The 23,288-nt window shown below is 70.9% G+C and carries 21 protein-coding genes; 9 read left to right on the top strand and 12 right to left on the bottom strand.

Annotated features, from left to right (window positions below; translation table 11 throughout):
* Positions 1-129 precede the first annotated feature (129 nt).
* The 3 genes from OG407_RS43795 to OG407_RS43785 are packed head-to-tail and all read right to left on the bottom strand — an operon-like array spanning position 130 to position 3,501.
* A complete protein-coding gene (locus tag OG407_RS43795) occupies positions 130-879 on the bottom strand; it encodes a succinate dehydrogenase/fumarate reductase iron-sulfur subunit (protein WP_405866180.1) in 750 nt (249 codons plus the stop codon).
* On the bottom strand, positions 876-2,828 hold the full coding sequence (locus OG407_RS43790; protein ID WP_405866178.1) for a fumarate reductase/succinate dehydrogenase flavoprotein subunit: 1,953 nt from the start codon (positions 2,826-2,828) through the stop codon (positions 876-878). Before OG407_RS43790 ends, OG407_RS43795 begins: the two co-directional genes overlap by 4 nt.
* Position 2,829: 1 nt before the next feature.
* Positions 2,830-3,501: a succinate dehydrogenase gene (locus OG407_RS43785; protein WP_403586959.1), complete on the bottom strand. Its 672-nt coding sequence runs from the start codon at positions 3,499-3,501 to the stop codon at positions 2,830-2,832.
* A 120-nt stretch (positions 3,502-3,621) separates the two neighbouring features.
* Between OG407_RS43785 and OG407_RS43780 the strand changes: the two genes are divergently transcribed.
* On the top strand, positions 3,622-4,503 hold the full coding sequence (locus OG407_RS43780; RefSeq protein ID WP_405866176.1) for a LysR family transcriptional regulator: 882 nt from the start codon (positions 3,622-3,624) through the stop codon (positions 4,501-4,503).
* A gap of 225 nt (positions 4,504-4,728) precedes the next feature.
* Here the strand turns inward: OG407_RS43780 and OG407_RS43775 are convergent, their stop codons facing one another.
* The 4 genes from OG407_RS43775 to OG407_RS43760 form a co-directional block, all read right to left on the bottom strand.
* Positions 4,729-5,508: an SDR family NAD(P)-dependent oxidoreductase gene (locus OG407_RS43775; protein ID WP_405866174.1), complete on the bottom strand. Its 780-nt coding sequence runs from the start codon at positions 5,506-5,508 to the stop codon at positions 4,729-4,731.
* A gap of 134 nt (positions 5,509-5,642) precedes the next feature.
* Complete coding sequence (locus OG407_RS43770; protein WP_403586402.1) at positions 5,643-7,778, bottom strand: putative bifunctional diguanylate cyclase/phosphodiesterase; 2,136 nt, start codon at positions 7,776-7,778, stop codon at positions 5,643-5,645.
* Entirely contained in the window at positions 7,775-8,587 is an 813-nt protein-coding gene (locus OG407_RS43765) for an SAM-dependent methyltransferase (protein WP_405866172.1), read from the bottom strand. The genes OG407_RS43770 and OG407_RS43765 overlap by 4 nt, the downstream gene beginning before the upstream one ends.
* Before the next feature lie 341 nt (positions 8,588-8,928).
* Positions 8,929-9,891, bottom strand: a complete 963-nt coding sequence (locus OG407_RS43760) for an SCO0930 family lipoprotein (RefSeq protein ID WP_405866170.1) — start codon at positions 9,889-9,891, stop codon at positions 8,929-8,931.
* Positions 9,892-10,162: 271 nt separating this feature from the next.
* Between OG407_RS43760 and OG407_RS43755 the strand changes: the two genes are divergently transcribed.
* From OG407_RS43755 to OG407_RS43745, 3 genes are all read left to right on the top strand, one after another.
* Complete coding sequence (locus tag OG407_RS43755; RefSeq protein WP_405866168.1) at positions 10,163-10,777, top strand: hypothetical protein; 615 nt, start codon at positions 10,163-10,165, stop codon at positions 10,775-10,777.
* A gap of 16 nt (positions 10,778-10,793) precedes the next feature.
* A complete protein-coding gene (locus tag OG407_RS43750; protein ID WP_405866164.1) occupies positions 10,794-11,558 on the top strand; it encodes a DUF4239 domain-containing protein in 765 nt (254 codons plus the stop codon).
* A 222-nt stretch (positions 11,559-11,780) separates the two neighbouring features.
* On the top strand, positions 11,781-12,329 hold the full coding sequence (locus tag OG407_RS43745) for a hypothetical protein (RefSeq protein ID WP_328675961.1): 549 nt from the start codon (positions 11,781-11,783) through the stop codon (positions 12,327-12,329).
* 94 nt (positions 12,330-12,423) lie between these two features.
* Here the strand turns inward: OG407_RS43745 and OG407_RS43740 are convergent, their stop codons facing one another.
* On the bottom strand, positions 12,424-12,930 hold the full coding sequence (locus OG407_RS43740; protein ID WP_328675962.1) for a hypothetical protein: 507 nt from the start codon (positions 12,928-12,930) through the stop codon (positions 12,424-12,426).
* A 332-nt stretch (positions 12,931-13,262) separates the two neighbouring features.
* On the opposite strand from OG407_RS43740, the gene OG407_RS43735 reads away from it, so the two are divergent.
* Positions 13,263-13,934 carry a class F sortase gene (locus tag OG407_RS43735; RefSeq protein WP_327399548.1) on the top strand — a complete coding sequence of 224 codons (672 nt, stop codon included), beginning with the start codon at positions 13,263-13,265 and terminating at the stop codon, positions 13,932-13,934.
* Between the two features lie 30 nt (positions 13,935-13,964).
* On the opposite strand, the gene OG407_RS43730 is transcribed toward OG407_RS43735, so the two are convergent.
* Together OG407_RS43730 and lysX are read right to left on the bottom strand one after the other, a co-directional pair.
* Positions 13,965-14,807, bottom strand: a complete 843-nt coding sequence (locus OG407_RS43730) for a polysaccharide deacetylase family protein (protein WP_405866161.1) — start codon at positions 14,805-14,807, stop codon at positions 13,965-13,967.
* Between the two features lie 91 nt (positions 14,808-14,898).
* Entirely contained in the window at positions 14,899-18,171 is a 3,273-nt protein-coding gene (gene lysX / locus OG407_RS43725) for a bifunctional lysylphosphatidylglycerol synthetase/lysine--tRNA ligase LysX (RefSeq protein WP_405866159.1), read from the bottom strand.
* Between the two features lie 90 nt (positions 18,172-18,261).
* Between lysX and OG407_RS43720 the strand changes: the two genes are divergently transcribed.
* Positions 18,262-18,723: a universal stress protein gene (locus tag OG407_RS43720; RefSeq protein WP_405866157.1), complete on the top strand. Its 462-nt coding sequence runs from the start codon at positions 18,262-18,264 to the stop codon at positions 18,721-18,723.
* Positions 18,724-19,198: 475 nt separating this feature from the next.
* Here the strand turns inward: OG407_RS43720 and OG407_RS43715 are convergent, their stop codons facing one another.
* Positions 19,199-20,035 carry an alpha/beta fold hydrolase gene (locus tag OG407_RS43715; protein WP_405866155.1) on the bottom strand — a complete coding sequence of 279 codons (837 nt, stop codon included), beginning with the start codon at positions 20,033-20,035 and terminating at the stop codon, positions 19,199-19,201.
* A 58-nt stretch (positions 20,036-20,093) separates the two neighbouring features.
* Between OG407_RS43715 and OG407_RS43710 the strand changes: the two genes are divergently transcribed.
* Entirely contained in the window at positions 20,094-20,579 is a 486-nt protein-coding gene (locus OG407_RS43710) for a MarR family winged helix-turn-helix transcriptional regulator (RefSeq protein ID WP_403586368.1), read from the top strand.
* Positions 20,580-20,588: 9 nt separating this feature from the next.
* On the opposite strand, the gene OG407_RS43705 is transcribed toward OG407_RS43710, so the two are convergent.
* Entirely contained in the window at positions 20,589-21,731 is a 1,143-nt protein-coding gene (locus OG407_RS43705; protein ID WP_405866152.1) for a CapA family protein, read from the bottom strand.
* A gap of 223 nt (positions 21,732-21,954) precedes the next feature.
* On the opposite strand from OG407_RS43705, the gene OG407_RS43700 reads away from it, so the two are divergent.
* Entirely contained in the window at positions 21,955-22,500 is a 546-nt protein-coding gene (locus OG407_RS43700; RefSeq protein WP_033279046.1) for a sigma-70 family RNA polymerase sigma factor, read from the top strand.
* Positions 22,501-22,655: 155 nt separating this feature from the next.
* Positions 22,656-23,177, top strand: coding sequence for a hypothetical protein (locus tag OG407_RS43695; protein WP_405866150.1), 522 nt, complete (start codon positions 22,656-22,658; stop codon positions 23,175-23,177).
* Positions 23,178-23,288 lie beyond the last annotated feature (111 nt).

Genomic DNA, 23,288 nt, shown 5'->3' with positions numbered 1-23,288 from the left:
GTGACCCGCGAAGAGAGAGACGATGTGGGGTTGTTGAATGCCAGGGGTGCTTGGCGGAGCCGGGGTTGAGCACCACTGCGGCTCCGCCCGTCCGCACCCTGCCGGCGAACGTTCGGTGAGCTGGGACGTCTAGCGCTTGGCCACCTTGCGGGTCGCCCGCAGCCATTCCTTGTTCATGCCGGTGATGGAGAACAGCGGGATGCCCTTCGGGCAGGCGGTGGCGCATTCGCCGGCCAGCGTGCAGCCGCCGAAGCCCTCCTCGTCCATCTGCGCGACCATGTCGAGGACGCGGGTCTCGCGCTCGGGGGCGCCCTGCGGGAGGACGTTGAGGTGGTTGACCTTGGCGGAGGTGAAGAGCATCGCGGCGCCGTTCGGGCACGCGGCGACGCACGCTCCGCAGCCGATGCACTCGGCGTGCTCGAAGGCGAAGTCGGCGTCCGGTTTGGGGACGGCGGTGGCGTGGGCCTCGGGGGCGGCGCCGGTGGGGGCGGTGATGTAGCCGCCGGCCTGGATGATGCGGTCGAAGGCCGAGCGGTCGACCACGAGGTCCTTGACGACCGGGAACGCGGAGGCGCGCCACGGTTCGATGTCGATCGTGTCGCCGTCCTCGAAGGACCGCATGTGGAGTTGGCAGGTGGTGGTGCGCTCGGGGCCGTGCGCGTCGCCGTTGATGACGAGGGAGCACGCGCCGCAGATGCCCTCGCGGCAGTCGTGGTCGAAGGCGACCGGGTCCTCCCCCTTGAGGATGAGTTCCTCGTTGAGGGTGTCGAGCATCTCCAGGAACGACATGTCCGTGGAGATTCCGTCCACTTGGTAGGTGGACATGGCGCCTTCGGCGTCGGCGTTCTGCTGCCGCCAGACGCGCAGGGTGAGCTTCATGCGTAGCTCCGCTGAGTGGGGTGGACGTACTCGAAGACCAGGTCTTCCTTGTGCAGTACGGGAGATGAACCGGTGCCGGTGAACTCCCAGGCCGCCGCGTAGCCGAACTCCTCGTCCCTGCGCTCCGCTTCGCCGTCCGGCGTCTGGGACTCCTCGCGGAAGTGGCCGCCGCAGGACTCGGCGCGGTTGAGTGCGTCGAGGCACATCAGCTCGGCGAGTTCGAGGTAGTCGACGATCCGGTTCGCCTTCTCCAGGGACTGGTTGAACTCCTCGCCGGTGCCCGGGACCTTGATGCGCCGCCAGAACTCCTCGCGGATCTGCGGGATGCGTTCCAGTGCCTTGCGCAGTCCGCTGTCGGTGCGGGCCATGCCGCAGAACTCCCACATGAGTTCGCCGAGTTCACGGTGGAAGGAGTCGGGGGTGCGGTCGCCGTCCACCGCGAGGAGGAGGTTGAGCCTGTCCTCGGTCTCCGCCAACACCTCCTGTACGGCGGGGTGTTGGACGTCTATCCCCTCGTGTCCTGGGTGCCGGGCGAGGTAGTCGTTGATCGTCGCCGGGAGGACGAAGTAGCCGTCGGCGAGGCCCTGCATCAGCGCGGAGGCGCCGAGGCGGTTGGCGCCGTGGTCGGAGAAGTTGGCCTCGCCGATCGCGAACAGGCCCGGGATCGTGGTCTGGAGGTCGTAGTCGACCCAGAGACCGCCCATCGTGTAGTGCACGGCCGGGTAGATCCGCATCGGGACCGTGTACGGGTCCTCGGCGGTGATCCGGGCGTACATGTCGAAGAGGTTGCCGTACTTCTCCTCGACGGCCTTCCGCCCCAACCGCCCGATGGCGTCGGCGAAGTCGAGGTAGACGCCCTGCCCGCCGGGACCGACCCCGCGCCCCTCGTCGCACACGTTCTTCGCGGCGCGGGAGGCGATGTCGCGGGGCACGAGGTTGCCGAAGGCCGGGTAGATGCGCTCCAGGTAGTAGTCGCGCTCGTCCTCGGGGATCTGGTTCGGGGGGCGTTCGTCGCCCTGCGCCTTCGGCACCCAGATCCGGCCGTCGTTGCGCAACGACTCGCTCATCAGGGTGAGTTTGGACTGGTGGTCGCCGGTGCGCGGGATGCAGGTGGGGTGGATCTGCGTGAAGCACGGGTTGGCGAACAGGGCTCCGCGCCGGTGGGCCCGCCAGATGGCCGTGGCGTTGGAGTTCATGGCGTTCGTCGACAGGTAGAAGACGTTGCCGTAGCCGCCGCTGGCGAGGACGACGGCGTCCGCGAAGTACGTGTCGATACGGCCCGTGATCAGGTCGCGGGCGACGATCCCGCGCGCCTTCCCGTCCACGACGATCAGGTCGAGCATCTCGGTGCGCGGGTGCATCTCGATGTTCCCGGCGGCGATCTGCCGGGAGAGTGCCTGGTAGGCGCCGAGGAGGAGTTGCTGTCCTGTCTGGCCGCGGGCGTAGAAGGTGCGGGAGACCTGCACGCCGCCGAAGGAGCGGGTGTCGAGCAGGCCGCCGTACTCCCTCGCGAACGGCACGCCCTGCGCCACGCACTGGTCGATGATCTCCACCGAGATCTGCGCCAGGCGGTGGACGTTGGACTCGCGGGCCCTGAAGTCGCCGCCCTTGACGGTGTCGTAGAAGAGGCGGTGGACGGAGTCGCCGTCGTTGCGGTAGTTCTTCGCCGCGTTGATGCCGCCCTGGGCGGCGATCGAGTGGGCGCGGCGCGGGGAGTCCTGGAAGCAGAACTGGACGACGTGGTAGCCCTGTTCGGCGAGGGTGGCGCCTGCCGAGCCGCCCGCGAGGCCGGTGCCGACGACGATCACCGTGTGTTTGCGGCGGTTGGCGGGGTTGACCAGTTTGGCCTCGAAACGGCGGGTGTCCCAGCGCTCGTTGATGGGGCCGGTGGGCGACTTGGTGTCGGTGACGGGTTCCCCGGTCGTGAAGTCGGTGTATTCAAGGGCCATTTCAGCTCACCACTCCGGTCATGACGCCCACGGGTACGGCGATGAAGCCGGCCGTGAGCAGCAGCGCGAGGACATTGGCCACGGTCTTCAGGGCGCGGTCGCGGCTGCGGCTGCCCGCGCCGAGGGTCTGCGCGGCGCTCCAGAAGCCGTGCCGGACGTGCAGGCCGAGGGCGAGCATCGCGACGATGTAGATGGTGTCGCCGTACCAGGTGGAGAAGGTGTCCACGACGTTCTGGTACGGGTGGCCCTCCTGGAATCCGCCGGAGTGCACGGTGCCGGTGGTCAGGTCGAGGATGTGCCAGACGATGAACAGGGCGAGGATGATGCCGCCCCAGCGCATGGTGCGGGTGGCGTAGGTCGCCCGGCGTTTCTTGTGCGCGTACTTGCTGGGGCGCGCCTTGATGTCGCGGCGGCTGAGCTGGTACGCGGAGACGGCGTGGGCGATCACGGCGACGACCAGGACGATCCGGATCAGCCAGAGCGTCCACTCGTAGTGCATGAAGGGTTCGCCGACGGTGCGCAGCCAGTGGGCGTAGTGGTTGAACTCGCCCGCGCCGAAGAAGATCTTCAGGTTCCCGATCATGTGGACGACCAGGTACAGCAGCATGATCAGGCCGCTGACGGCCATCACTGTCTTCTTGCCGACGGAGCTGTCCCACACCGTGCGCGCCATCGACGGCCGTCGGTCCGTCCGCGTTGCCAGAGCCATGTCTACGGACGTTAGACGCGAGAGAGTCGATCGGTCCAAGACATGATCTGCCTGGTTTCGATAGGTCACGGCTATCGTGGGTGTATGCAGTTCCAGCAGCTCCAGTACTTCGTGGCGGTCGCCGAGACCCGGCACTTCACCCGGGCCGCCGATCTGGTCCATGTCGCGCAGCCGTCGCTGTCCCAGCAGATCAAGGCGCTGGAGCGGGAGCTGGGCGCGGATCTGTTCCTGCGGGCCCGGGGCAACATCACGCTCACGGACGCGGGCGAGGCGCTGCTGCCGCTGGCCCGGCGGATCCTGGCGGACGCGGACACGGCCCGGCACGAGGTGCAGGAGCTGGCCCAACTCCGCAGCGGCCGGATCAGGTTGGGCGCGACCCCGAGCCTGTGCACGGGCCTGCTCCCGGACGTGCTCCGCGCCTTCCACGACCGCTATCCGGGCATCCGGCTGCTGATCGAGGAGGGCGGTTCCCACGACCTCGTACGCGAACTCGCGCGCGGCGCCCTCGACTTGGCGTTGGTGGTCCTGCCGCTGCCCACCCCCTCACCGGCGTTGACGACGGTGGAGCTGCTCCGCGAGGACCTGGTGATCGTCTCCTCACCGGAGGCACCGGCACCGGGCCGCGGCCGCACGGTACGGATCTCCGACCTGGAGGGCGAGCGCCTGGTGATGTTCCGCCACGGCTACGACCTCCGCGAACTGACCGTCGCCGCCTGCCGCGCCGAGGGCTTCGAGCCCGACTTCGCGGTGGAGGGCGGCGAGATGGACGCGGTCCTCGGTTTCGTCCGAGCGGGGCTCGGCGTGGCCGTAGTCCCGCGCATGGTCGCGACGAAGTCCGGGCGGGGGCTACGGGTGACCCCGCTGGCGCGGCCCGGGCTGCACCGGACGATCGCGCTCGCGCATCGAAGCGACGTGGCTCCGCCTCGGGCGGCTCGGGAGTTGCAGCGAATGTTGTTGGAGCGGTGAGGTGAGGTGCGCGGGCTCGGCGAGACCCCGATGCGCATGCCGCAGGACCGGTGAGCCGCAGCGCCTCACCCGGGCGCTGCGGCTGATGCCGATCGCGGCACGTGCGGTGGGAGCGGTCGGCCACGCGGTCGCCGGTGCTGATGGCGGTTGCCGCAGTCGCCGTAGACGTGGCGGCAACCGGGCGTCGCCGTACGGGAGTTCATCGTTCGTCGGTGCCTGGGTGGGTCACCAGGTCGGGATCAGGCCGCCGTCGATCACTAGGTCGCTGCCGGTGAGGTTGGCTGCGCGGTCGCCCGCCAGGAAGAGGACTACGTCGGCGATCTCGGCGGGGCGGGAGAAGCGGCCGGTGACGGTGGCGGCGGCGGCCTTGGCCGCGACCTCGGCCGGGGTGAGGCCGGTGGCGGCCGACACGGTCGCGGCGACTCCGCCGCCGCCGAGCCACAGTTCCGTCTCGACCGGGCCGGGGCTGACCGTGTTGACGCGGATGCCCTTCGGGCCGACCTCCTTGGACAGGGCCTTGGAGAAGGCGACCAGGGCGGCCTTGCCCGCGCTGTAGTCGATGACCAGCGGGTCGGGCAGGGTCGCGTTGACCGAGCCGATCGTGATCACGGAGCCCCGGCCGGCCGCCAGCATCAGGGGCAGGGCGGCGCGGGTGACGCGTACCGCCGTGAGGAGGTTCAGGTCGAGGGTGCGCTGCCAGTCCTCGTCGGTCACGGACAGGAAGCCGCCGGTGCGGGGCGGTGCCGTACCGACGTTGTTCACCAGGACGTCGACGCGCCCGCCCGCCGCCTCGATCAGCCGCTCGGCCGCGCCGTGCTCCGCGAGGTCGACCGGCACCCAGGTGACGGAGCCCTCCTTGACCAGCGCGTCCAGCCCCTCGGTGGTCGTACGGGACCCGGCGACGACGCTCGCGCCCGCACCGGCCAGCGCCTCCACGACCGCCAGTCCGATGCCCTTGCTGGCGCCTGTCACCACGGCGGTTCGGCCCTGCAGTTCGGTACTCATGGAGTCCGGCTCCTTCGCGACGAGGCCTGCATGTCAGGACGGCAGCCCGCCGACCGGGCGTGCGTCCGCCCCGGGCCATCCTTGCGCAGCCGCCAAGAAGACGCCGCGCAAGTCCGGAACCCGGGGTCACCGCCTCACCCCGTCGCGTCCACCAGCGCCAGTTCGTGCAGCCGCTCCGGCGGTCCCGGGCGGGCGTAGAACCAACCCTGGGCCGTGTCGCAGCCGAGTATGCGGAGCTGTTCGGCCTGCGCGCCGGTCTCGACGCCCTCGACCGTCACCGTGAGGTTCAGGCTGTGGGCCAGGGAGACGATGCCCTCGACGATCTTGAGGTCGACGGGGTCGGCCGGGAACTGCTGCATGCTCTGGGTGAAGGAGCGGTCCAGCTTGAGGATGCTCACCGGCAGACGGCGGAGGTTGGCGAGGTTGGAGTAGCCGGTGCCGAAGTCGTCCAGGGCGATGTCGACGCCCATCTCGGCGAGGCGGCGCAGCGGCTTCAGGAGGTCGTCGTCGGCGCCGATGAGCGCGGACTCGGTGACCTCCAGGCAGAGCGCGTCGGGTGCGACGCCGGTGCGCTCCAGGATGTCGACGGTGTCCTGGACCAGGCCGGGGTGGGTGAGCTGGCAGGGCGAGAGGTTGACGTTGATGCGCAGGGGGATGCCGTCGCCGTAGGTCTCGCGCCAGGCGCGGGCCTGGCGTACGGACTGTTCCAGGACCCAGCGGCCCAACGGGACGATCAGGCCGGTGTGTTCGGCGAGCGGGATGAAGCGGTCGGGGCCCAGCACGCCGTGCTGCGGGTGCAGCCAGCGGACGAGGGCCTCGGCGCCGCGCACGCTGCCGTCGCCGAGGTGGACGAGCGGCTGGTACTCGATGAAGAACTCGTTGCGGTCCAGGGCTGCCGGAAGTGCTGTCGTCAGGCCGTGGCGTGTGATCGCTCGGGCGTCGGCCTCCGGGTCGGCCAGCTCGAAGCGGTTGCCGCCCGCGGACTTGGCCCGGTACATCGTGATGTCGGCGCTGCGCAGCACCTCCGCGGGGCCGCGCTCGCCGGCCGGGCCCTCGACGATGCCGATGGAGCCGCGCACGGTGAGGTCGCGGCCGTCGATGCTGACGGGGGTGATCAGGGCGTTCATGATGCGGCCCGCGAGTTCGTCGACCTCACGCTCGGTGTCGGGGCCGGTGGTCAGCGCGACGAACTCGTCGCCGCCGAGCCGGGCGACCATCTCGCCAGGTGCGGTCGCGCAGGACTGCAGCCGGTCCGCGACCTCGACGAGCAGCCGGTCGCCGGCCGCGTGGCCGAGGCTGTCGTTGATGGTCTTGAAGCCGTCGAGGTCGAGGTAACACAGGCCGAACCGCTGGTTGTTGCCCGCGCCGAGGGCCTTCTCCAGGCGTTCGAAGAACAGGGTGCGGTTCGGGAGGCCGGTGAGCGCGTCGTGGGTCGCCTCGTAGCGCAGCCGCAGGTTGAGCAGCCGCCGCTCGGTGGTGTCCTCCATGAGGGCGAGCTGGTACTGCGGGTCGCCGTCGGCGTCGCGCAGCAGGGAGACCGTGAGGTTGGTCCACAGGACCGTTCCGTCAGGTCGGTAGAACGCCTTCTCGACGTGGTAGTGCTCGCGCTCGCCGCGGACGAGTTCGTCGTAGAGGGTCCAGGTCTGGGGGGCGTCGTCCGGGTGGGTCCACTCGCGGACGTTGCGGCCGCCCATGGTCTGGTCGGAGATCCCGAACATGCGCAGCAGCGCGCCGTTGACCTGGAGGATGTTGCCGTCGAGGTCGGCCATGCCGATACCTATGGCCGCGCCCTCGAAGACCGCGCGGAAGCGGGCCTCGGTCGCGTGCAGGGCCTGGGCGACGACGCCCTGGGCCTGGAGCGCGGCCACGGAGATGGCCTCCTGCTCGGCCAGCGTGCGCTCGCGCAGTGCCTGGGCGAAGCCGGCGGCCATGGCGTGCTGGAGGCGGGCCGAGCGGATCCGCAGGTCCTCCTGGGAGCCGTCGCCGCCGCAGTAGAGCACCAGGTAGGCGTCGACGCACTCCAGGGTGCGGGTGAGGGCGTCGGGGTCGGTGCAGTGCGCGGAGACGAGGGCGACGCCGACCGCCTTGCCCTCCTCGGCCTCGAAGGTCCTGGCGCGCAGGGCCTCGCTCAACCGCCGTGCCAGCGGCAGGAGCAGCTCCTCGAACTCGGGCCGGGTCAGCGACGTGGAGGTCGCCGGGAACACCGCCCGGCTCCAGATGGTCGCGAACCTGCGCAGTCTGCCCTCCGGCCCGTCCGGCTCCGCGGTCACGCCGCGCGTCCTACGCCGGCGAATCCGGAGAAGGAGTACGGATCCTCGTCCTCCAGCACCGTGTCCGGCCGCCACTCCGGCATCGGCACCAGTCCCGGTTCCACCATGTCGTACCCCTCGAAGAACCGCGCGATCTCGTCGCGCGAGCGCATGATCAGCGGATTGCGAATGTCCTTGTACACGTCCACCGCGCCCTCCGCCCGCTCCGGTGGCAACGGGATTCCCTCGTACGAGGCATGGGTGAGGATCAGCAGGCTGCCGGGCGCGAGTGCCTCGCGCAGCTGTGCCACCGCTCCGTACGGGTCGTCCGTGTCTTCCACGAAGTGCAGTATGGCAACGAGAAGTAAGGCCACTGGCCGATTCACGTCGATCAGCCGCTGCACCTCGGCGCTCGCCAGGATCTCCTGGGGCTTGCGGAGGTCGGCCGCGACGACGTCCGCGGTCGCGTTGCCCGCCAGGACGGCCTGGCTGTGCGCGACCGCCACCGGATCGTGGTCGACGTACATGACATGGGCGCCGGGGACGGCCGCCTGGGCCACCTCGTGGACGTTTCCGAAGGTGGGAATTCCGGAGCCGATGTCGAGGAACTGGGTGATGCCCTCGGCGGCCGCGAATCGTACGGCGCGACGCATGAACGCCCGGTTCGCCTGCATGATCTTGGGAAGTCCCGGGAGGAACTCCATGGCCTTGCGGGCCGCTTCCCGGTCGACCTCGAAGTTGTGCGAACCGCCCAGGTAGTAGTCGTAGATACGCGAAACGCTCGGCACCGAGATGTCGATGCTTCGTGGTGCCCAGGCGGGACGCTCCATGTATCTCTCCAAGGCGTAGGCGATCCGGTGTTCGAGCTGAGGCTACTGATCGCCCGCCAAAGGAGCGAGCGGAAACGGAAATTGACCATCCGTTCCCGGTCACTGCCCGCGTCACATGCCGAATTGACGTGCGGGGACATGCGGAGAGGCGCGGAGAATGCCGGAATTGGCGGCCGGATTACGCCAAAGCGGCCCGCCCCCTCCGTGCGGTGCGGAGGGGGCGGACCTGAGGTCGCGCGCGCTGCTGTGCTGTTCGGCATTTCTGTCGCTTGCCCGCGACCCTCCCTTCCGCGTCTCGGTGCCGAGTGGGCGGGGGGCGATCAACCCTGGGGAGGTTCTCGCTACTCCGCGGGCGCGCCGACCGGCTTGCCTTCAGGGGAGACGGCGTACCAAGTGCCGCCCACGCCCTGTCCGTTGGTCTGTCCGGCGGCCGTGTCACCGGAGAAGGTGTAGATGGGCCAGCAGTTGACGGTCATCTGCTTGACGCCGTCGGGGCGGGTGAAGCCCATGAGGCCCTTCTTCTGCACGCCCTTGGTGTCGTTCGCCGAGACGATGCCGACGGCCGGCCACTTCTTCGCGCAGTCGCCGAGGCAGTTCGACACCGACTTCGGCCATGCCTTGTCCTTGAGGAAGCGGTAGACCGTGTGGCCGTTCTTGTCGACGACGATGTCGCCGAGCTTGGCGTCCTTCTTCACGGACAGACCGGGCAGGCTGGCAAGGGTCGCCTTCTTGCCGTCGGGGGCGAGCGCGTACCACTTGGCGCCCACGCCCTGGCCGTTGACGTCACCGGCGTTGACGTCCTTGGCGTAGCGGTAGGCGGGCCAGCCGCCGACGGTCAGCTGCTTGGTGCCGTCGGTGCGGGTCACCTCGCCGAGGAGAGCCTTGTCGATACCGGCGCCGGCCGTGGCGTCGTCCGCGGGAACCGGCGGCCAGGCGGTGGCACAGTCGCCGTCGCAGTTCGACTTGGGGGGATTGGCCGTGTCGGCGTCGAAACGGTAGAGGGTGAGACCCGCACCGTCGCTCAACACCTTGCCGAGGTCGGGGTTGTTGGCAACGGTCAGCTGGCCCGCGGGCTCGGCGGCCGCGGCCTGCTGGCCGTCGGCTCCGTAGCCGTTGCCGGCGCCGGTGCTGGGGCTCGAAGTGGCCGCACCGACGCTTCCGTAACCTCCGGCCGCCGCCGTGGCACCGACGTTCTGTGCCGCAGAAGAAGGCGTGGGCGCATTGTCCGAACCGCACGCCGCCGTCAACGCCATGACGGACACGGCCGTCGCCGCGAGTGAGGCGCTCCGCCAGGAGGTCTTCATCGTCAACTCCCCATAATCACCTGGATGTTGCAGCGCCCGTCTGTGCCGCCGCACGGTCCTATGTACGGGTGGGGACCACGGAAGTGTTCAACCGCCGCACAAATTTCTTTCCGACCCCTGTGACACGGCGGCTCCTTCTCGTACGCCCGTGCGCATCCGGCCGTGTCCGGCGGCCGGTTCGTCAAACGGCCGTACCCCGTCTTCCACTCCTTCGGGGCATTCCTCCCGCGCCCCGGCGCGCCCCCGCCCGCGAGGGCTCATGATCTCCGTCGTGCATGGACCCGAACCGACCCGAACCGCCCTCGCCGCAAGGGTGTTGACCCTGGTGACGCTGACATGGCTGCTGGCGGGCGCACCAGCGGGCCTGGCAGCGGCCGACGCCTGTGCGTACGCCTCGACGGGGCCGGACGGCACGGAGGCGGTGGCGGTGGCCGGCGACGGCTCCTGGCCGACTCCCCCGGCCTGCCCGAAGCCGACCCCGCCGCCGCCCTGCCCCTCCCCGACGCCCACCCCGCCACCGCCGAAGCCCACACCGCCTCCCCCGCCGAAACCCACCCCGACCCCGACCCCCAAGCCGACGCCGAAGCCGCGGCCCACCCCGAAGCCCACCCCGCCACCGCCCGCCCCGGCGCCGCGTCCGGCACCCGCGGCGCCGCTGCCCCGGGTGATCCCGACCCCCACGCCCACTCCGACACCCACCCCGACCCCGACTCCGAAGCCGTCGCCCAGGCCGACCCCGCATCCCTCCGCGTCCCCGGTGAGTTATCCGAAGTACCACGCCCAGCCGCGCCAGCGGCCGACGCCCGGTCGGACGTCGCCGGTCGTCTACGTCCTGCTCATCACCGTGCCCGCGGTGATCGCCATCGTCGCGCTGCGTCCGCGCTGATCCCCGGAGGAACCTCTTGTCGGAATGGCTTGTTCTCGCCCTCGCGATGGCGGCGGCCTGTGTCGTCGTCGTCATCGTCACCTTCCTGCGCGAACGCGCGGCGTCCGAGGACGAGGACCCCAGTGAGACCCCGGACGTCATCGAGTACATGACGATGTGGATCGGCGTGGTGTACGCCATCGTCCTGGGCCTCGCGATCGCCGGTGTCTGGGAGGCCCGCAGCGCCGCCCAGGACCACGTACAGGCGGAGGCGCAGGCGCTGCACGAGATCTCGGAGCGGGTGCGGGTCTATCCGCCGGCCGAGCGTGACCGCGTCCGGGCCGACGTCGAGGCCTATGTCTCACAGGTCGTCAACGTCGAGTGGAAGACGATGGCCGACCACGAGAAGCTCACCCAGCGCGGCACCGACCTCCTGAATCGCATCCGCGCGGACGTCACCGACTACCAGCCGACGACCGACTTCCAGGCGCAGGCCTACCAGCCGCTCGTCGACCAGGTGACCGCCGTGGACGCGGCACGCAACGCCCGTTCGGACTCCACCGGGGCGACCATGCCGTCGGTGGTGTGGTTCGGGCTGCTCGCCGGGGCCGTGATCACCATCGGCATGGTGTTCGCGCTGCAGATCCGGCGTACGACACGGGAGCTGATCCTCGCCGGGCTGTTCTCGGCGCTGATCGCCTTCCTGCTGTTCCTGATCTGGGACTTCGACGCGCCGTACAGCCGCGGCATCACGGCCTCGGCGCAGCCGTTCCTGAACCTCTTCCCGCATATCAAGGACTGACGGCCCCTCACCGGAGCCGGTCATCGGGGGACGTCCGCCACGCCGCGGGCGTCCCCCGGTCGCACGAACGGGGTCCCCTGTGCGGCCCACACGATTGCCCCATTCGCGCGACTGCGATCGCGGGAGCGCACACATGTTCCTAGCGTTTCGGTCATCGAGGTGCATTTACGGCGCAAGCGGAAAAGGTCCGCTGCTGCTCCTCGGGGACCCGGAGGAATCACCATGCGCGCGATACGCGTCGCTTCGGCCGCACTGCTGGGCATCAGCGCCCTCGCCCTGTCCGCGCCGGTCGCCGTCGCGAAGGGCGACGGCAACCACAACATCACGCCGTTCGGCTTCAGCGTCCTGCCCTCGACGATCGCGGCGGGCGGTCAGGTGACCCTGCAGCTCGACCGGGACCAGGGCGGCTGCAAGGGCTCCGCCACGGTCTCCTCCGGGGTCTTCGACACCGTCAGGATCTCGCCGGGGCAGTCCTCCGCCACGGCGATGGTCGACTGGGACGCCAGGCCGGGCGCGGTGTACCAGGTGACGTTCACGTGTGACGGCGTGAGCGGCTCCACGGGTCTGACCATCGCGTCGGGCCGCACGAACAACAACATCCAGCCGCTCCAGCCGGCCCAGCAGATTCCCCGGGGGGTCCACGCCGGTGAGGGCGGCAGCATCGCCGGCTTCGACCTCAAGGAGCTCGGCATCGGCGCGGCCCTCATCGCGGGCTCGGTGGGCGCGGCGTACCACTTCTCCCGCCGCCGTACCGGGGAGGACGGCGTCTGACCACGGCGCCACCCGCACAGGCCTTCGCCCCGGAACCCGCAAGGGTCCGGGGCGAAGGCCTGTCACATGTGCCTGAACTCCGAAGGGGAGGAGGTCAGATCCCGCGCTCGGTGCGGCGGCGCATCCAGAACACCCCGCCGCCCACGACGGCCGCGGCGACCAGGCCGCCGCCGATCGCCATGTCGGTCGGGGTCGCCCCCGCGCTGCTGCTGCCGCCGAGCCCGCCCCGGACCCCGCCGATGACGGTGTAGGCGTCGTCACGGGTCAGCGAGGAGCCGTTGGAGCAGCGGACCGTGATGCTGTACGCGCCCGGGGTGGCCGAGCGGCTGATCCTGGCCGTTCCGCTGGACGTCGTGCCGGAGTTGCCGAGCAGGGACAGGTTGGCGGGGCGTTCGAACCCCGGCGAGGTGGCGATGGCGTTGCCGCCGCTGAAGCAGCCGTCGACCGTGACGGTGAGCTGGCCGCCGCGGGCGATCACGCTGGGCAGGGCGACGATGTTGCTGGGGCTGGCGCCCATGCCGTCCGCGACGGCCACCGGGGCGGCGAGCCCCAGGACGGCCACCGCGGCACCGGCGGCAGCCAGGGCACGAGTAGTACGCATGTCATCCTCCGCGGAAGGCGCCCCGGGACCCGTCCCCGGTCGATCGGCGAGAAAACGCCTCCCAGACGCACCCTCAGATGCCTTGCGCGCGCCCGCATTTCGAGAATGGTCCGTCCTGGTGAGAGGACACGCCGGGGGAAAAGCGCACAATCGGATATTGCCGCAGGTCACGGACCGTCAGAAAATTCCTGTGGGCGTCAACTCGTATGGCGCACATAAGGATGTCCGGGCCACCCGTTCGCGCTTTCCCCGTCGCCGGTTCCGGCTTCGGGACTTAGCGTTCTCGTATGCGCGATTGACGGGGCGACGGCCGCGTCGAGAGGGGATGGCGAATGTCTGCGTCGGAGCTGTCCGAGCTTGCCGAAGAGGAGGAGCGGCAGAAGAAGCGCGCCCCGTGGGGAGTGATAGCGCTTGTTCTGCTGACCGGTCTCGCGCTCATTCGGAATGGTTCCGGGGAGTTCGACATCGGGCCGCCGCAGCCGGCCTCCGCCGCTGCCGCGGACGCCCGGACCGGCCACACCACGTTCGGCAAGGTCCCGGCCCCGCTGCCGTACTCCGTCGCCGACCGGGTGCGGATCCCCGCGATCCGGGTCGACGCCCCGGTCATGCCGGTGGGCCTGGACGCGGACGGCTGGGTGGGCGCTCCGCCGCCGGAGGACCCGAACCTGGCGGGCTGGTTCACCGGCGCCGTCTCCCCCGGCGAAAAGGGCACGGCGGTCGTCGTCGGCCACGTCGACAACAAAATGGGCCCCGCCGTGTTCTACGGACTGGGGGCCCTCAAGAAGGGAAATCGCGTCGAGGTCGAGCGCAAGGACGGAAAGACCGCCGTGTTCGAGATCTACGGCATCGAGGTCTTCGAGAAGAAGGACTTCCCCGGCGACCGCGTCTACGCGTCCAAGGGAACTCCGGAACTCCGCGTCATCACCTGCGGCGGCGGTTTCTCCAAGCAGAACGGCTACGACGGGAACGTCGTCGTCTTCGCCCGCCTGGTCGAGGTCCGCTGAGCGGTCCCCGGCCGGGCGGGCGAAGTCCCGTCAGGTGGTGGTGCGGCGGCGCGGCAGTGTCATGTGGTAGCCGGAGTCGAGCAGGTGCGGCAGGTATTCGCGCAGCGCCTTCACGCTCTGGGTCCGGTCGCCCCCGGCGTCGTGCGAGAGCACCACGATGCCGGGGGCGGCGCCGTCCTCGACCGCGTCGACGATGTGGCGGACGCCGGGGGTGTCCCAGTCGAGGGTGTCGACGGTCCACGCGAGGGGTTCCATGCCCATCTCGGAGCCGAGCTGGAAGGTGGCCCGGTTCCAGGCGCCGTAGGGCGCGCGGAACCACTGCGGGCGCTCCCCGTAGGCGTCCTCGATGACGTCGCTGGTGCGTTCCATCTCCGAGCGGATCTGACCGCGGGTCATCTTCGTCAGGAGCGGGTGGGACCAGGTGTGGTTGCCGACGATGTGGCCCTCGTCGGACATGCGGGCGAGCAGGTCGCGGTTCCAGTCGGCCATCTCGCCGCAGACGAAGAACGTGGCGCGGACGTCGTACTCGGCGAGGGTGTCGAGGATGTGCGGGGTGTAGCGGGGGTCGGGTCCGTCGTCGAAGGTGAGCACCATGGTGTTGCCGCGTCCGGACATGCGCAGGAAGGGTTCGTGCCGTACCGGGACGTGGGCGGGGGCGGCGTGGGGTGCGCCGTATCCGGCCACGGGCTGGAGGCGGTAGGAGGAGGCTTTGCGCGCGAGGCGTGGCGGGGGCCCGGCGGCGGGGGCAATGGTCCGGGCGGGGGCGTCGTCCGCGAGTCCGGAGTACAGCAGACCGGCGGTACCGGCCGCCCCGACGGCGGCGGCGCCGGCGAGCAGGGCCCGTCGGCGCGTGAGCAACTGATCCTTCTTCATGACTCATCAGTCGCCCGCGCGAGCCCCGCCGCCCCACGGCAACACCGGTGCGGCGGCGGGAAAACACCCGCCCGGCCCAGTGTTCGCGTGCTCAGCGGCGCCGGACGAGGGGGAACGGCAGCGTCTCACGGATCGTCAGACCGGTGAGGAACATGACGAGTCGGTCGACGCCGATGCCGAGTCCGCCGGTGGGCGGCATCGCGTATTCGAGCGCGTCGAGGAAGTCCTCGTCGAGCTCCATCGCCTCGGGGTCTCCCCCGGCCGCGAGCAGCGACTGGGCGGTGAGGCGGCGGCGCTGCTCGACGGGGTCCGTCAGCTCGGAGTAGGCGGTGCCGAGTTCGGTGCCGAAGGCGACCAGGTCCCAGCGTTCGGCGAGCCGCGGGTCGGTGCGGTGCTGGCGGGTGAGCGGGGAGACGTCGGTCGGGAAGTCCTTGTAGAAAGTGGGCAGCCGGGTCGGTTCCTCCACGAGCCGTTCGTACATCTCCAGTACGACGTCCCCGCGCCCGTCGTCGGCGCCGTACGGCACGCCCGCGCGGTCGCACAGTCGATGCAGGCGGGCCAGTTCGGTGTCGGCGTCGATCTCCTCGCCGAGCGCCTCGGAGATCGCGCCGTGGACGGTCTTGACGGGCCAGGTCCCGGAGATGTCGTACTCCTGGCCGTCCTTGCGGGCGACGGCGGAGCCGAAGGCCGCGATGGCAGCGCCCTGGATGAGTTCGCGGACGAGGTCGAGCATCACGTCGTAGTCCGCGTACGCCTGGTAGGCCTCCAGCATGGTGAACTCGGGGTTGTGCTTGTAGGAGACGCCCTCGTTGCGGAAGGTGCGGCCCATCTCGAAGACCTTCTCCATGCCGCCGACGCAGAGGCGCTTGAGGTACAGCTCGGGGGCGATGCGCAGATAGAGGTCGAGGTCGTAGGCGTTGATGTGGGTGGTGAAGGGGCGGGCGTTGGCGCCGCCGTGGATCTGTTGCAGCATCGGGGTCTCTACCTCCAGGTACCCGCGCTCCAACAGGCCCTGGCGCAGGGCCTGTACGGCGGTGGAGCGGGCGCGGACGACGGCACGGGCCGCCGGGCTCGCGACGAGGTCGAGGTAGCGCATGCGGACCTTGGCCTCGGGGTCGGTCAGGCCGCGGTGTTTGTCGGGCAGCGGGCGCAGGCACTTGCCGGTGAGCTGCCAGGAGGTGACGAAGACGGTGGGTTCGCCCTTGTCGCTGGTGCCCGCGCGGCCGGTGGCGGTGATGTGGTCGCCGATGTCGGTGTCCGTGACGAAGCGGTCGAGGGCGGGGCCCGACTCGGCGCGGGTGAGGGCGAGTTGGTGGTCGCCGGACCAGTCGCGCAGGGTGAGGAAGACGATGCCGCCGAGGTCGCGCACGAGCATCACCCGCCCGGCGACGGTGACTTGGTCCCCCGCGCGGACCTCGGCGAGGGTGTGGGTGCGCTGCGGGACGCCGACCGGGTAGGAGTCGATGCCGGCGGCGCGGAGGCGGTCGAGTTTGTGGTGCCGGACGCGGACCTGTTCGGGCAGGCCGCTGTCCGGGCCGTCGGCCTCGTCCTCACTGTCGAGGCCGAGCGCCGACAGGGGCGGCAGACCTGCCGTGCTCGCGGGGCGCGGGCCGCTCTTCTGGTGCCCCTTTCCCCAGAGTTGGCGGAGCGACGGTACGGAGACGAAGCCCTCGGCGATGCCGGAGGCGAGGCTGATGCGGGCCAGGGAGGCGGTCTCGCCGTAGCAGATGAAGCGGGGGTACCACTCGGGGTGGTACTTGGCGTTGGAGCGGTAAAGGGCCTCCAGTTGCCACCACTTGGAGAAGAACAGCAGGAGGCGGCGCCACAGGCGGAGCACCGGGCCCGCGCCGATGCGGGCGCCCTCCTCGAAGGCCGAGCGGAACACGGCGAAGTTGAGGGAGATGCGGTGGACGCCCAACTTCGGTGCTGCGGCGCAGAGTTCGGCGACCATGAACTCCATGACGCCGTTGGGGGCGGTGCGGTCGCGGCGCATCAGGTCGAGGGAGACGCCGTCGCTGCCCCAGGGGACGAGGGAGAGCAGGGCGAGCAACTTGCCGTCCTCGCCCAGGGCTTCCACGAGGAGGCAGTCGCCGTCCGCCGGGTCGCCGAGCCGGTCCAGGGCCATGGAGAAGCCGCGTTCGGTCTCGGTGTCGCGCCAGGCGTCGGCGCGGTCGACGACCTCCTCCATCTCCGTGTCGGTGAGGGTGGCGTGGCGGCGGATGCGGCAGGTGGCACCGGCGCGGCGCACGCGGCTCACGGCCTGGCGGGTGACGCGCATGTCGCGGCCGGCGAGGTCGAAGTCGGCGACGTGCAGGATGGCCTCGTCGCCGAGCTGGAGGGCACCAAGTCCCGCGCGGGCGAAGGCTTTTGCCCCGTCCTCGGAGGCGCCCATCGCGGCAGGGGCCCAGGCGTGGCGGCGGGCGAGGTCCAGCCAGGCGGCGATGGCGTGCGGCCAGGCCTCGCGGTCGCCGACCGGGTCGCCGCTGGCGAGGCAGACGCCGGCCTCGACACGGTAGGTGACGGCGGCCTTGCCGCTGGGCGAGAAGACGACGGCCTTGTCGCGCCGGGTGGCGAAGTAGCCGAGGGAGTCCTGGCCGCCGTAGGCCTTCAGGAGGGCGCGGATGCGGTCCTCCTCGTCGCCGTGCAGGGCGGCTTCGAGGCGTTGGGAGCGGAAGAGGACGGTGGCCGCGTTGAGGAGGGCGAGCGCGCCGAACAGGCCGAGGAGGAAGAACAGGGCGCGGGGCGGGCGGCCGTCGAAGGAGCGGCCGGAGACCAGGCCGCCGCAGACCCGGTCGGCGGCCCAGCCGAGGTGCTGGCTCGTGGGGAGGGTGCCGGGGAACAGGGCGACCAGTCCCCAGCCGGCGAGGATCGCGACGGCTAGCCCGACCAGGAGGACGGCGAGGGCCCGTCGTACGGCCGCGCGGCGGGAGGCGGCGTAGAACTGTCCGCGCGCCACGATCAGCAGGACCAGCAGCAGGGCGCACACGATGAGCGACGGGAGGGACTCGGCGTACAGGCCCAGGGCCACGCCGAGGATGTCCGTCAGGACGAGCAGGCCGAGGTAGACGACGACCAGCCACCAGGCGATCTTCTTGCGGGCGGCGGTCGCGGCGGCGAGCAGGAAGAGGAAGACGGCGTAGGCGAGGTTGGCGCTGACGGGGACGATCAGCAGGTCGAGGAAGCGGACCACCGGGCGCAGCACGCGGCGCAGCGGGGCGATGAACGCGAGCAGGACGCAGAGCAGGCCGAGGGCGCCGAAGAAGGTCGCGAAACCCTCCGGCACCCGGCCGAGGAACCCGTTGCCGGGCGGCCGTATCGGACCCTTGGTGTCCTTGGGCCTGGCGGCCTCCACCGTGGCAGTCATGATTCCGACTGTAGGAACAGGGCGGGCGGCGCGCCCGTCGAGCGCTCCCGGGCGGGTTCAGGACCTGCGGGTTCCGATAACCTCACGGCCGTGACGGAACAGCACTCAACCCAGTTCGAGCGGGGCACGGACGGGCCCAAGGTGATCGTGGCCGGAGTGGACGGCTCCGACTCCTCCCTCCGGGCCGCGTCCTATGCGGCGGGCCTGGCCAGGCGGCAGGGCGCGCTGCTCGCCCTCGTGTACGTGCAGCCGGTGCTGGCGGCGGGCGCGGCCATGGGGGCACCGGTCGCCGACACGACCGACGAGATCGCCGAGAACCTCGTCGCCCAGATCCGCCACGAGACCGAGCGCGTGAAGGGGATATTCGACGTCCGCTGGGAATTCCACACGTTCCGCGGCGACCCCTACGGCGGCCTGGTCAAGGCGGCCGACGAACTCAAGGCCGACGCGGTCATCGTGGGCGCCTCGGAGCAGGCGGGGCACCGGATCATCGGCTCGGTGGCGGTGCGGTTGGTGAAGGCGGGGCGGTGGCCGGTGACGGTGGTGCCGTAGCCTCCGGCGGTCGGGCGGTGGCCGGTGACGGTGGTGGCGTCACCGGTGGGGGTGGGGTGGTCGCCGGTGATCGTCGGGCGGTGACCGCGTAGCCGGTGACGGTGGTGCCGTGGCCCGGCGGTGATGCCGTAACCGCCGGGCGGTCGTGCGGTAGCCGGTGGGGGCGGAGCGGTGGCTGGGCGGTGACGCCCAAGCCGCCGACGGCCGTGCCGAAGATGGTGAAGGTGGGGCGTTGGCCGGGCGGTGACCCCCTGCCCGCCGGCGGCCGTGCCGTAGATGGTGAAGTGGAGCGCTCGCCGGGCGGTGACGTCCAAGCCGCCGACGGCCGTGCCGCAGCCCGGCGGGGACGCCGTAACCGCCGGCGGTAGTGCCATAGCCGGTGGCGATGGGCCGGAGCCGGGCGGTGACGCCGTAGCCACCGGCGGCCGTGCGTAGCCAGGCGGTGATGCCGTAGCCGTCGGCCGTTGTGCCGTGGTCAGCCCTCCGCCTCGCTCTGTCGGAGCGCGCCGAGAAAGTCCATCAGGATCTCGTTGAAGCGCTCCGGCTTCTCCATGTTCGGGTAGTGGCCGACGCCTTCGATGGTCGTGGAGCGGCCGTTCGGGACCGTCCGCGCGAGGCGTTCCGCCATGGCGATGCTGTCGGGCCAGTCGGCGGCGCCGTGGATCGCGAGGACCGGGACGTCCAGCTTGGGGACGCCGGACCACGGGTCGGTCAGGGGGACGTACCAGTCCTTCTCGCCCGGGGTGTGCTTGGAGATCGTGTGGGCGGTCAGTTCGCGCAGGCGGCGGATGACGGACGGGGCGACTTCGGCCACCGTTCGGCGCGGGCCCGCCACGCCTTGGGTGAACTGGTCGAGCCAGCCCGGGATGTCGCCGGTGGCGAGCAACTGCCCGGCGCGGGCCGTGTGTTCGAGCAGCTCGGGGTCCTGGTACTCGAACGCGCTGGTGCCGCCGCCGCTGACGACGATCGCGCGGACCAGTTCAGGGTGTTCCAGCGCGGTGTCGGTCGCGACGCCCGCGCCCATGGAGAGGCCGACCAGGACCGCGGGGCCGAGGTCCAGGTGGCGCAGGAGACCCGCCAGGTCGTCGGCCCAGCGGAACGGCCCGCTCGCGTTGGCCGAGAAGCCGTGGCCCCGGATGTCGGGCGCGATGACGCGGAAGTCGGCGGCGAGGGACGGCAGTTGGTCGTCGAAGACGCGGTGGTCGGCGAAGCCGGAGTGGAGGAGGACCACGGGGTCGCCGGTGCCCACGTCGCGGTAGGCCAGGTCCCCGTCGGCAGATGCGAAGAAGCTCAGTTCCGAAGCAGCTGTCATGACAACCAAGGTGTCATCTTGGGCATGGATTTGGCAACCCAGGTGTCATGATGAGGCCGTGAACGACTCCCCTCCCCCGGCTCCCGCTCCCCTCTCCCCCGACGAACTCGGCCACCGCCTCACCGAGGTGTTCGACCTCGTCGGCCCGCTCTACCGGCGCGCGGCGCGCAAGGTGGAGCAGGCCGAACCGGTCGAGGGCGTGTCCGCGGGCGTACGCGCCGTCCTGAACCTGCTGCGCCTGCACGGACCCATGACGGTTCCTCAGATGGGCCGCGACCAGGCGCTGAGCCGGCAGTTCGTGCAGCGCATGGTCAACGACGCGGCGGCGCACGGCTGGGTCGAGAGCGTGCCGAACCCGGCACACCAGCGGTCCTCCCTGATCCGGCTGACCGACACCGGCCGCTCGACCGTCGCCGACGTGCTGGGCCGCGAGCACTACCTGATGCGCCAGGTCGGCGGCGAGCTGACGGAGGCCGACGTCCGCGCCTGCGCGAAGGTGCTCGCCCAGATGCTGGAGACCTTCGCGCACGTCGACGTCGACTGATCCCCGGGGCTACTTCCCCATCACCAGCCCGTCCTTCGCCGCGCCCCGGCTCAGCACCACCTCGCGGACGCGGTCGCGGTCGCCGGTCAGGTCGGCACCCTGGCCGATCGCCTGGTTGATGTCGACGACCCGGCCGGCGTCGATGTCGAACAGCTGCGGGACGAACTCCGCCTTCGTCACCTCCCAGCGCCCTCCGGGCCGGGCGGGCGGTACGAAGGTGAAGCGGCCGAGGGTGCTCAGGTTGCCGCCGGGGTCCTGGGTGCCCGCGTTGTCGTACATCTCGCCGGTGATCTGGTCGCCGAGCCCGTAGACGACCCAGGTGCCGTTGACCTTCTCGTACGCCTGCGGGGTGTGGGCCTGGGTGCCGAGGACGAGGTCGATGTCCGGGCGGCCGTCGGCGCGGGCGGCGGTGAGTTCCCTGGCGAGCGCGAGCTGTTGCGGGTCGGGGGCGTTCTGGCCCGCCGTGCCCCAGCGCAGGGAGACGACCACCACGTCGGCGCCCGCGCGGCGGGCGGCTTGGGCGTCGGCGAGGACGCGGGCGGGGTCGAGGAGGTTGACGGCCCAGGGCTCGGCCGGCGGGAGCGGGACGCCGTTCGTGTCGGCGGTGTAGGCGAGGTGGGCGACCTTCGCCGGACCGGCGCGCAGCAGGGTGACCGTGCGCGCCTCGGCGTCGGTGCGCGCTGTTCCCGCGTGCCGTACGCCCGCGCGGTCGAGGGCGTCGAGGGTGCGCTGGATGCCGACGGTGCCTTGGTCGAGGCTGTGGTCGGACGCGGTCGAGCAGCTGTCGTAGCCGGTCGCGGCGAGGCCCTGGGCCGCCTCGGGCGGGGACGTGAGGGCCGCGGTGCCGGTGGCGGAGTCGCCGTAGACGCTCTCGACGTGACACAGCGCCAGATCGGCGCGGGAGACGAGGGGCTGGACCGCGGCGAGCATCGGCCGGAAGTCGTAACCGGTGCCGCCGGCGTCGAAGCGGGCACGGTCGATGACGGCGCTGTGCGGGAGGATGTCACCGGCGGCGACGAGGGTGAAGCCGCGGGCGGCGGGGGGCGCCGGGCGGCCGGACGCCTTGGAGTCGTGGTGCTGGGCCTGGCAGGCGGCGGCCGCGGTGAGAAGGCCGGCGACGGCGAGGGCCACCTGCTGTCTGCGTGCGATCATCAATTCACCCCACTGTGGTCATATTTACCCACCAATAGGTATGAACTTCACCGCCCCCGCAAACGACTTCCGGCCTCTGATGACCCGTCCGGTGTGCGCGTGCGGCGGATCGCCCGGTGACGCGGACCGTTCGTCGCACCGTTCGTCGACGCGATCGACCGTCCGCCGCAAGCCCCTCGTGCGCCCCCTGTCCCCGAACGCCCCCCTGCGATGCCATACGGCCATGACGGCCGGACCCACGCTCAGAGACGGAACGACCGCCGAGCACGAGCTCGCCGCACTGCAGCGCGAGCACGGCAGGCCGCTCTTCGCGCTGCTGCTCCGGCTCTGCGACGGCGACCGCCAGCGCGCCGAGGACCTCGTCCAGGAGACCCTCGTCCGGGCCTGGCAGCACCCCGAGGCGCTGCGCGCCGACGCCTTCGAGTCCGTACGGCCGTGGTTGCTGACGGTGGGCCGGCGGCTCGCCATCGACGCGCGCCGGGCCCGGCAGGCGCGACCGCCGGAGGTCGGGGACGCGGTGCTGGAGAACGCACGCGTCTGTGCCGATCACGCGGAACGGTCGGCGGCGACGCTCGATGTGCGGGAGGCTGTGAAGACACTCACTCCGGAGCACCGGGAAGTCCTGGTGCTGGTGTATTTCCACGGGGCGAGTGTGGCGGAGGCCGCGGCGGCCCTCGGGATTCCGCCCGGTACGGTGAAGTCCCGCGCGTACTACGCGCTGCGCGCCCTTCGCCGGGTGCTTCCGGGTTATGCGGCCGACCTGCGGTGAAACCAATCCATTGGTCAAACCTCCGTAAAGCGCCTTGCCCCGAACCCGGTTGAGTAATCGGCTGTCCTCATCCGTGTTCCGGACTGGGGGGCCCGGGGTTCCTGACGGAGCCCCGGGCCGGGCGACGCGCACGCACCGGAGGAAGGCAGGAAGGGATGCTGCACAGAGGTCAAGAGAGCACGGACGGCACCGGTGGCGGTGAACTCACCGTCCCCATGGCGTGGTTGTACGCCGAGTACATCGCCGACGAGTTGCTGCGGACCGGCGACCTGATGCCGCCGACGTCCTTCGAGTTCCGCGCGGGTCGGGACGCGCTGGCGCTGACCATCTTCCTGTCCGACACGGACGGCGAGTTGTCCGGTATCCGTGTGGTGACCCAGTTGGAGACCTGGCTTTCGCTCACGGCGTACGACCAGCCGTGGCAGGACTGGGTCGCCGAACGTATGTCCAGGTTGACGGCCGAGGCCGCCGCATCCGGCGCGGACGCACCGGACCTGGCGCTCGCGGAGGCCGCCTGGCGCTGGCTGGAGGAGACCGAACTGCTCGCGCCGGACCTGGACGCGGTACCGGGGCCGGGAGGCGGTCCGGTGGCCGGTGAGGACGACGGGCCGAAGGTCTGGACGCCCGCCTGGCAGCTGGGTCTGCCGCTCGGCCATCTCGCCATCCATCTTTTTTGAGATGGGACCAATCCGGGGGCCCGACCGCTCCGAATCAGTTGCTTGGGATTCTGTGTGCCTTGAGTGATTCGACTGTCTGGTGCGTACCGATGGGAGCAAGGAGTAACCCCA

Source organism: Streptomyces sp. NBC_01515 (assembly GCF_045040345.1).
GTDB lineage: Bacteria > Actinomycetota > Actinomycetes > Streptomycetales > Streptomycetaceae > Streptomyces.
Note: the sequence above shows the minus strand (reverse complement) of the source record. Positions and strands in the feature narration are given on the sequence as shown.

Coding starts and splice junctions, on each gene's coding strand:
- OG407_RS43745 (WP_328675961.1), top strand. CDS start 11,781: ATGCGCGCGATACGCGTCGCTTCGGCCGCACTGCTGGGCATCAGCGCC.
- OG407_RS43735 (WP_327399548.1), top strand. CDS start 13,263: ATGTCTGCGTCGGAGCTGTCCGAGCTTGCCGAAGAGGAGGAGCGGCAG.
- OG407_RS43730 (WP_405866161.1), bottom strand. CDS start 14,807: ATGAAGAAGGATCAGTTGCTCACGCGCCGACGGGCCCTGCTCGCCGGC.
- OG407_RS43765 (WP_405866172.1), bottom strand. CDS start 8,587: ATGGAGCGTCCCGCCTGGGCACCACGAAGCATCGACATCTCGGTGCCG.
- OG407_RS43795 (WP_405866180.1), bottom strand. CDS start 879: ATGAAGCTCACCCTGCGCGTCTGGCGGCAGCAGAACGCCGACGCCGAA.
- OG407_RS43715 (WP_405866155.1), bottom strand. CDS start 20,035: ATGACAGCTGCTTCGGAACTGAGCTTCTTCGCATCTGCCGACGGGGAC.
- OG407_RS43700 (WP_033279046.1), top strand. CDS start 21,955: ATGACGGCCGGACCCACGCTCAGAGACGGAACGACCGCCGAGCACGAG.
- OG407_RS43760 (WP_405866170.1), bottom strand. CDS start 9,891: ATGAAGACCTCCTGGCGGAGCGCCTCACTCGCGGCGACGGCCGTGTCC.
- lysX (WP_405866159.1), bottom strand. CDS start 18,171: ATGACTGCCACGGTGGAGGCCGCCAGGCCCAAGGACACCAAGGGTCCG.
- OG407_RS43790 (WP_405866178.1), bottom strand. CDS start 2,828: ATGGCCCTTGAATACACCGACTTCACGACCGGGGAACCCGTCACCGAC.
- OG407_RS43705 (WP_405866152.1), bottom strand. CDS start 21,731: ATGATCGCACGCAGACAGCAGGTGGCCCTCGCCGTCGCCGGCCTTCTC.
- OG407_RS43780 (WP_405866176.1), top strand. CDS start 3,622: ATGCAGTTCCAGCAGCTCCAGTACTTCGTGGCGGTCGCCGAGACCCGG.
- OG407_RS43740 (WP_328675962.1), bottom strand. CDS start 12,930: ATGCGTACTACTCGTGCCCTGGCTGCCGCCGGTGCCGCGGTGGCCGTC.
- OG407_RS43695 (WP_405866150.1), top strand. CDS start 22,656: ATGCTGCACAGAGGTCAAGAGAGCACGGACGGCACCGGTGGCGGTGAA.
- OG407_RS43785 (WP_403586959.1), bottom strand. CDS start 3,501: ATGGCGCGCACGGTGTGGGACAGCTCCGTCGGCAAGAAGACAGTGATG.
- OG407_RS43775 (WP_405866174.1), bottom strand. CDS start 5,508: ATGAGTACCGAACTGCAGGGCCGAACCGCCGTGGTGACAGGCGCCAGC.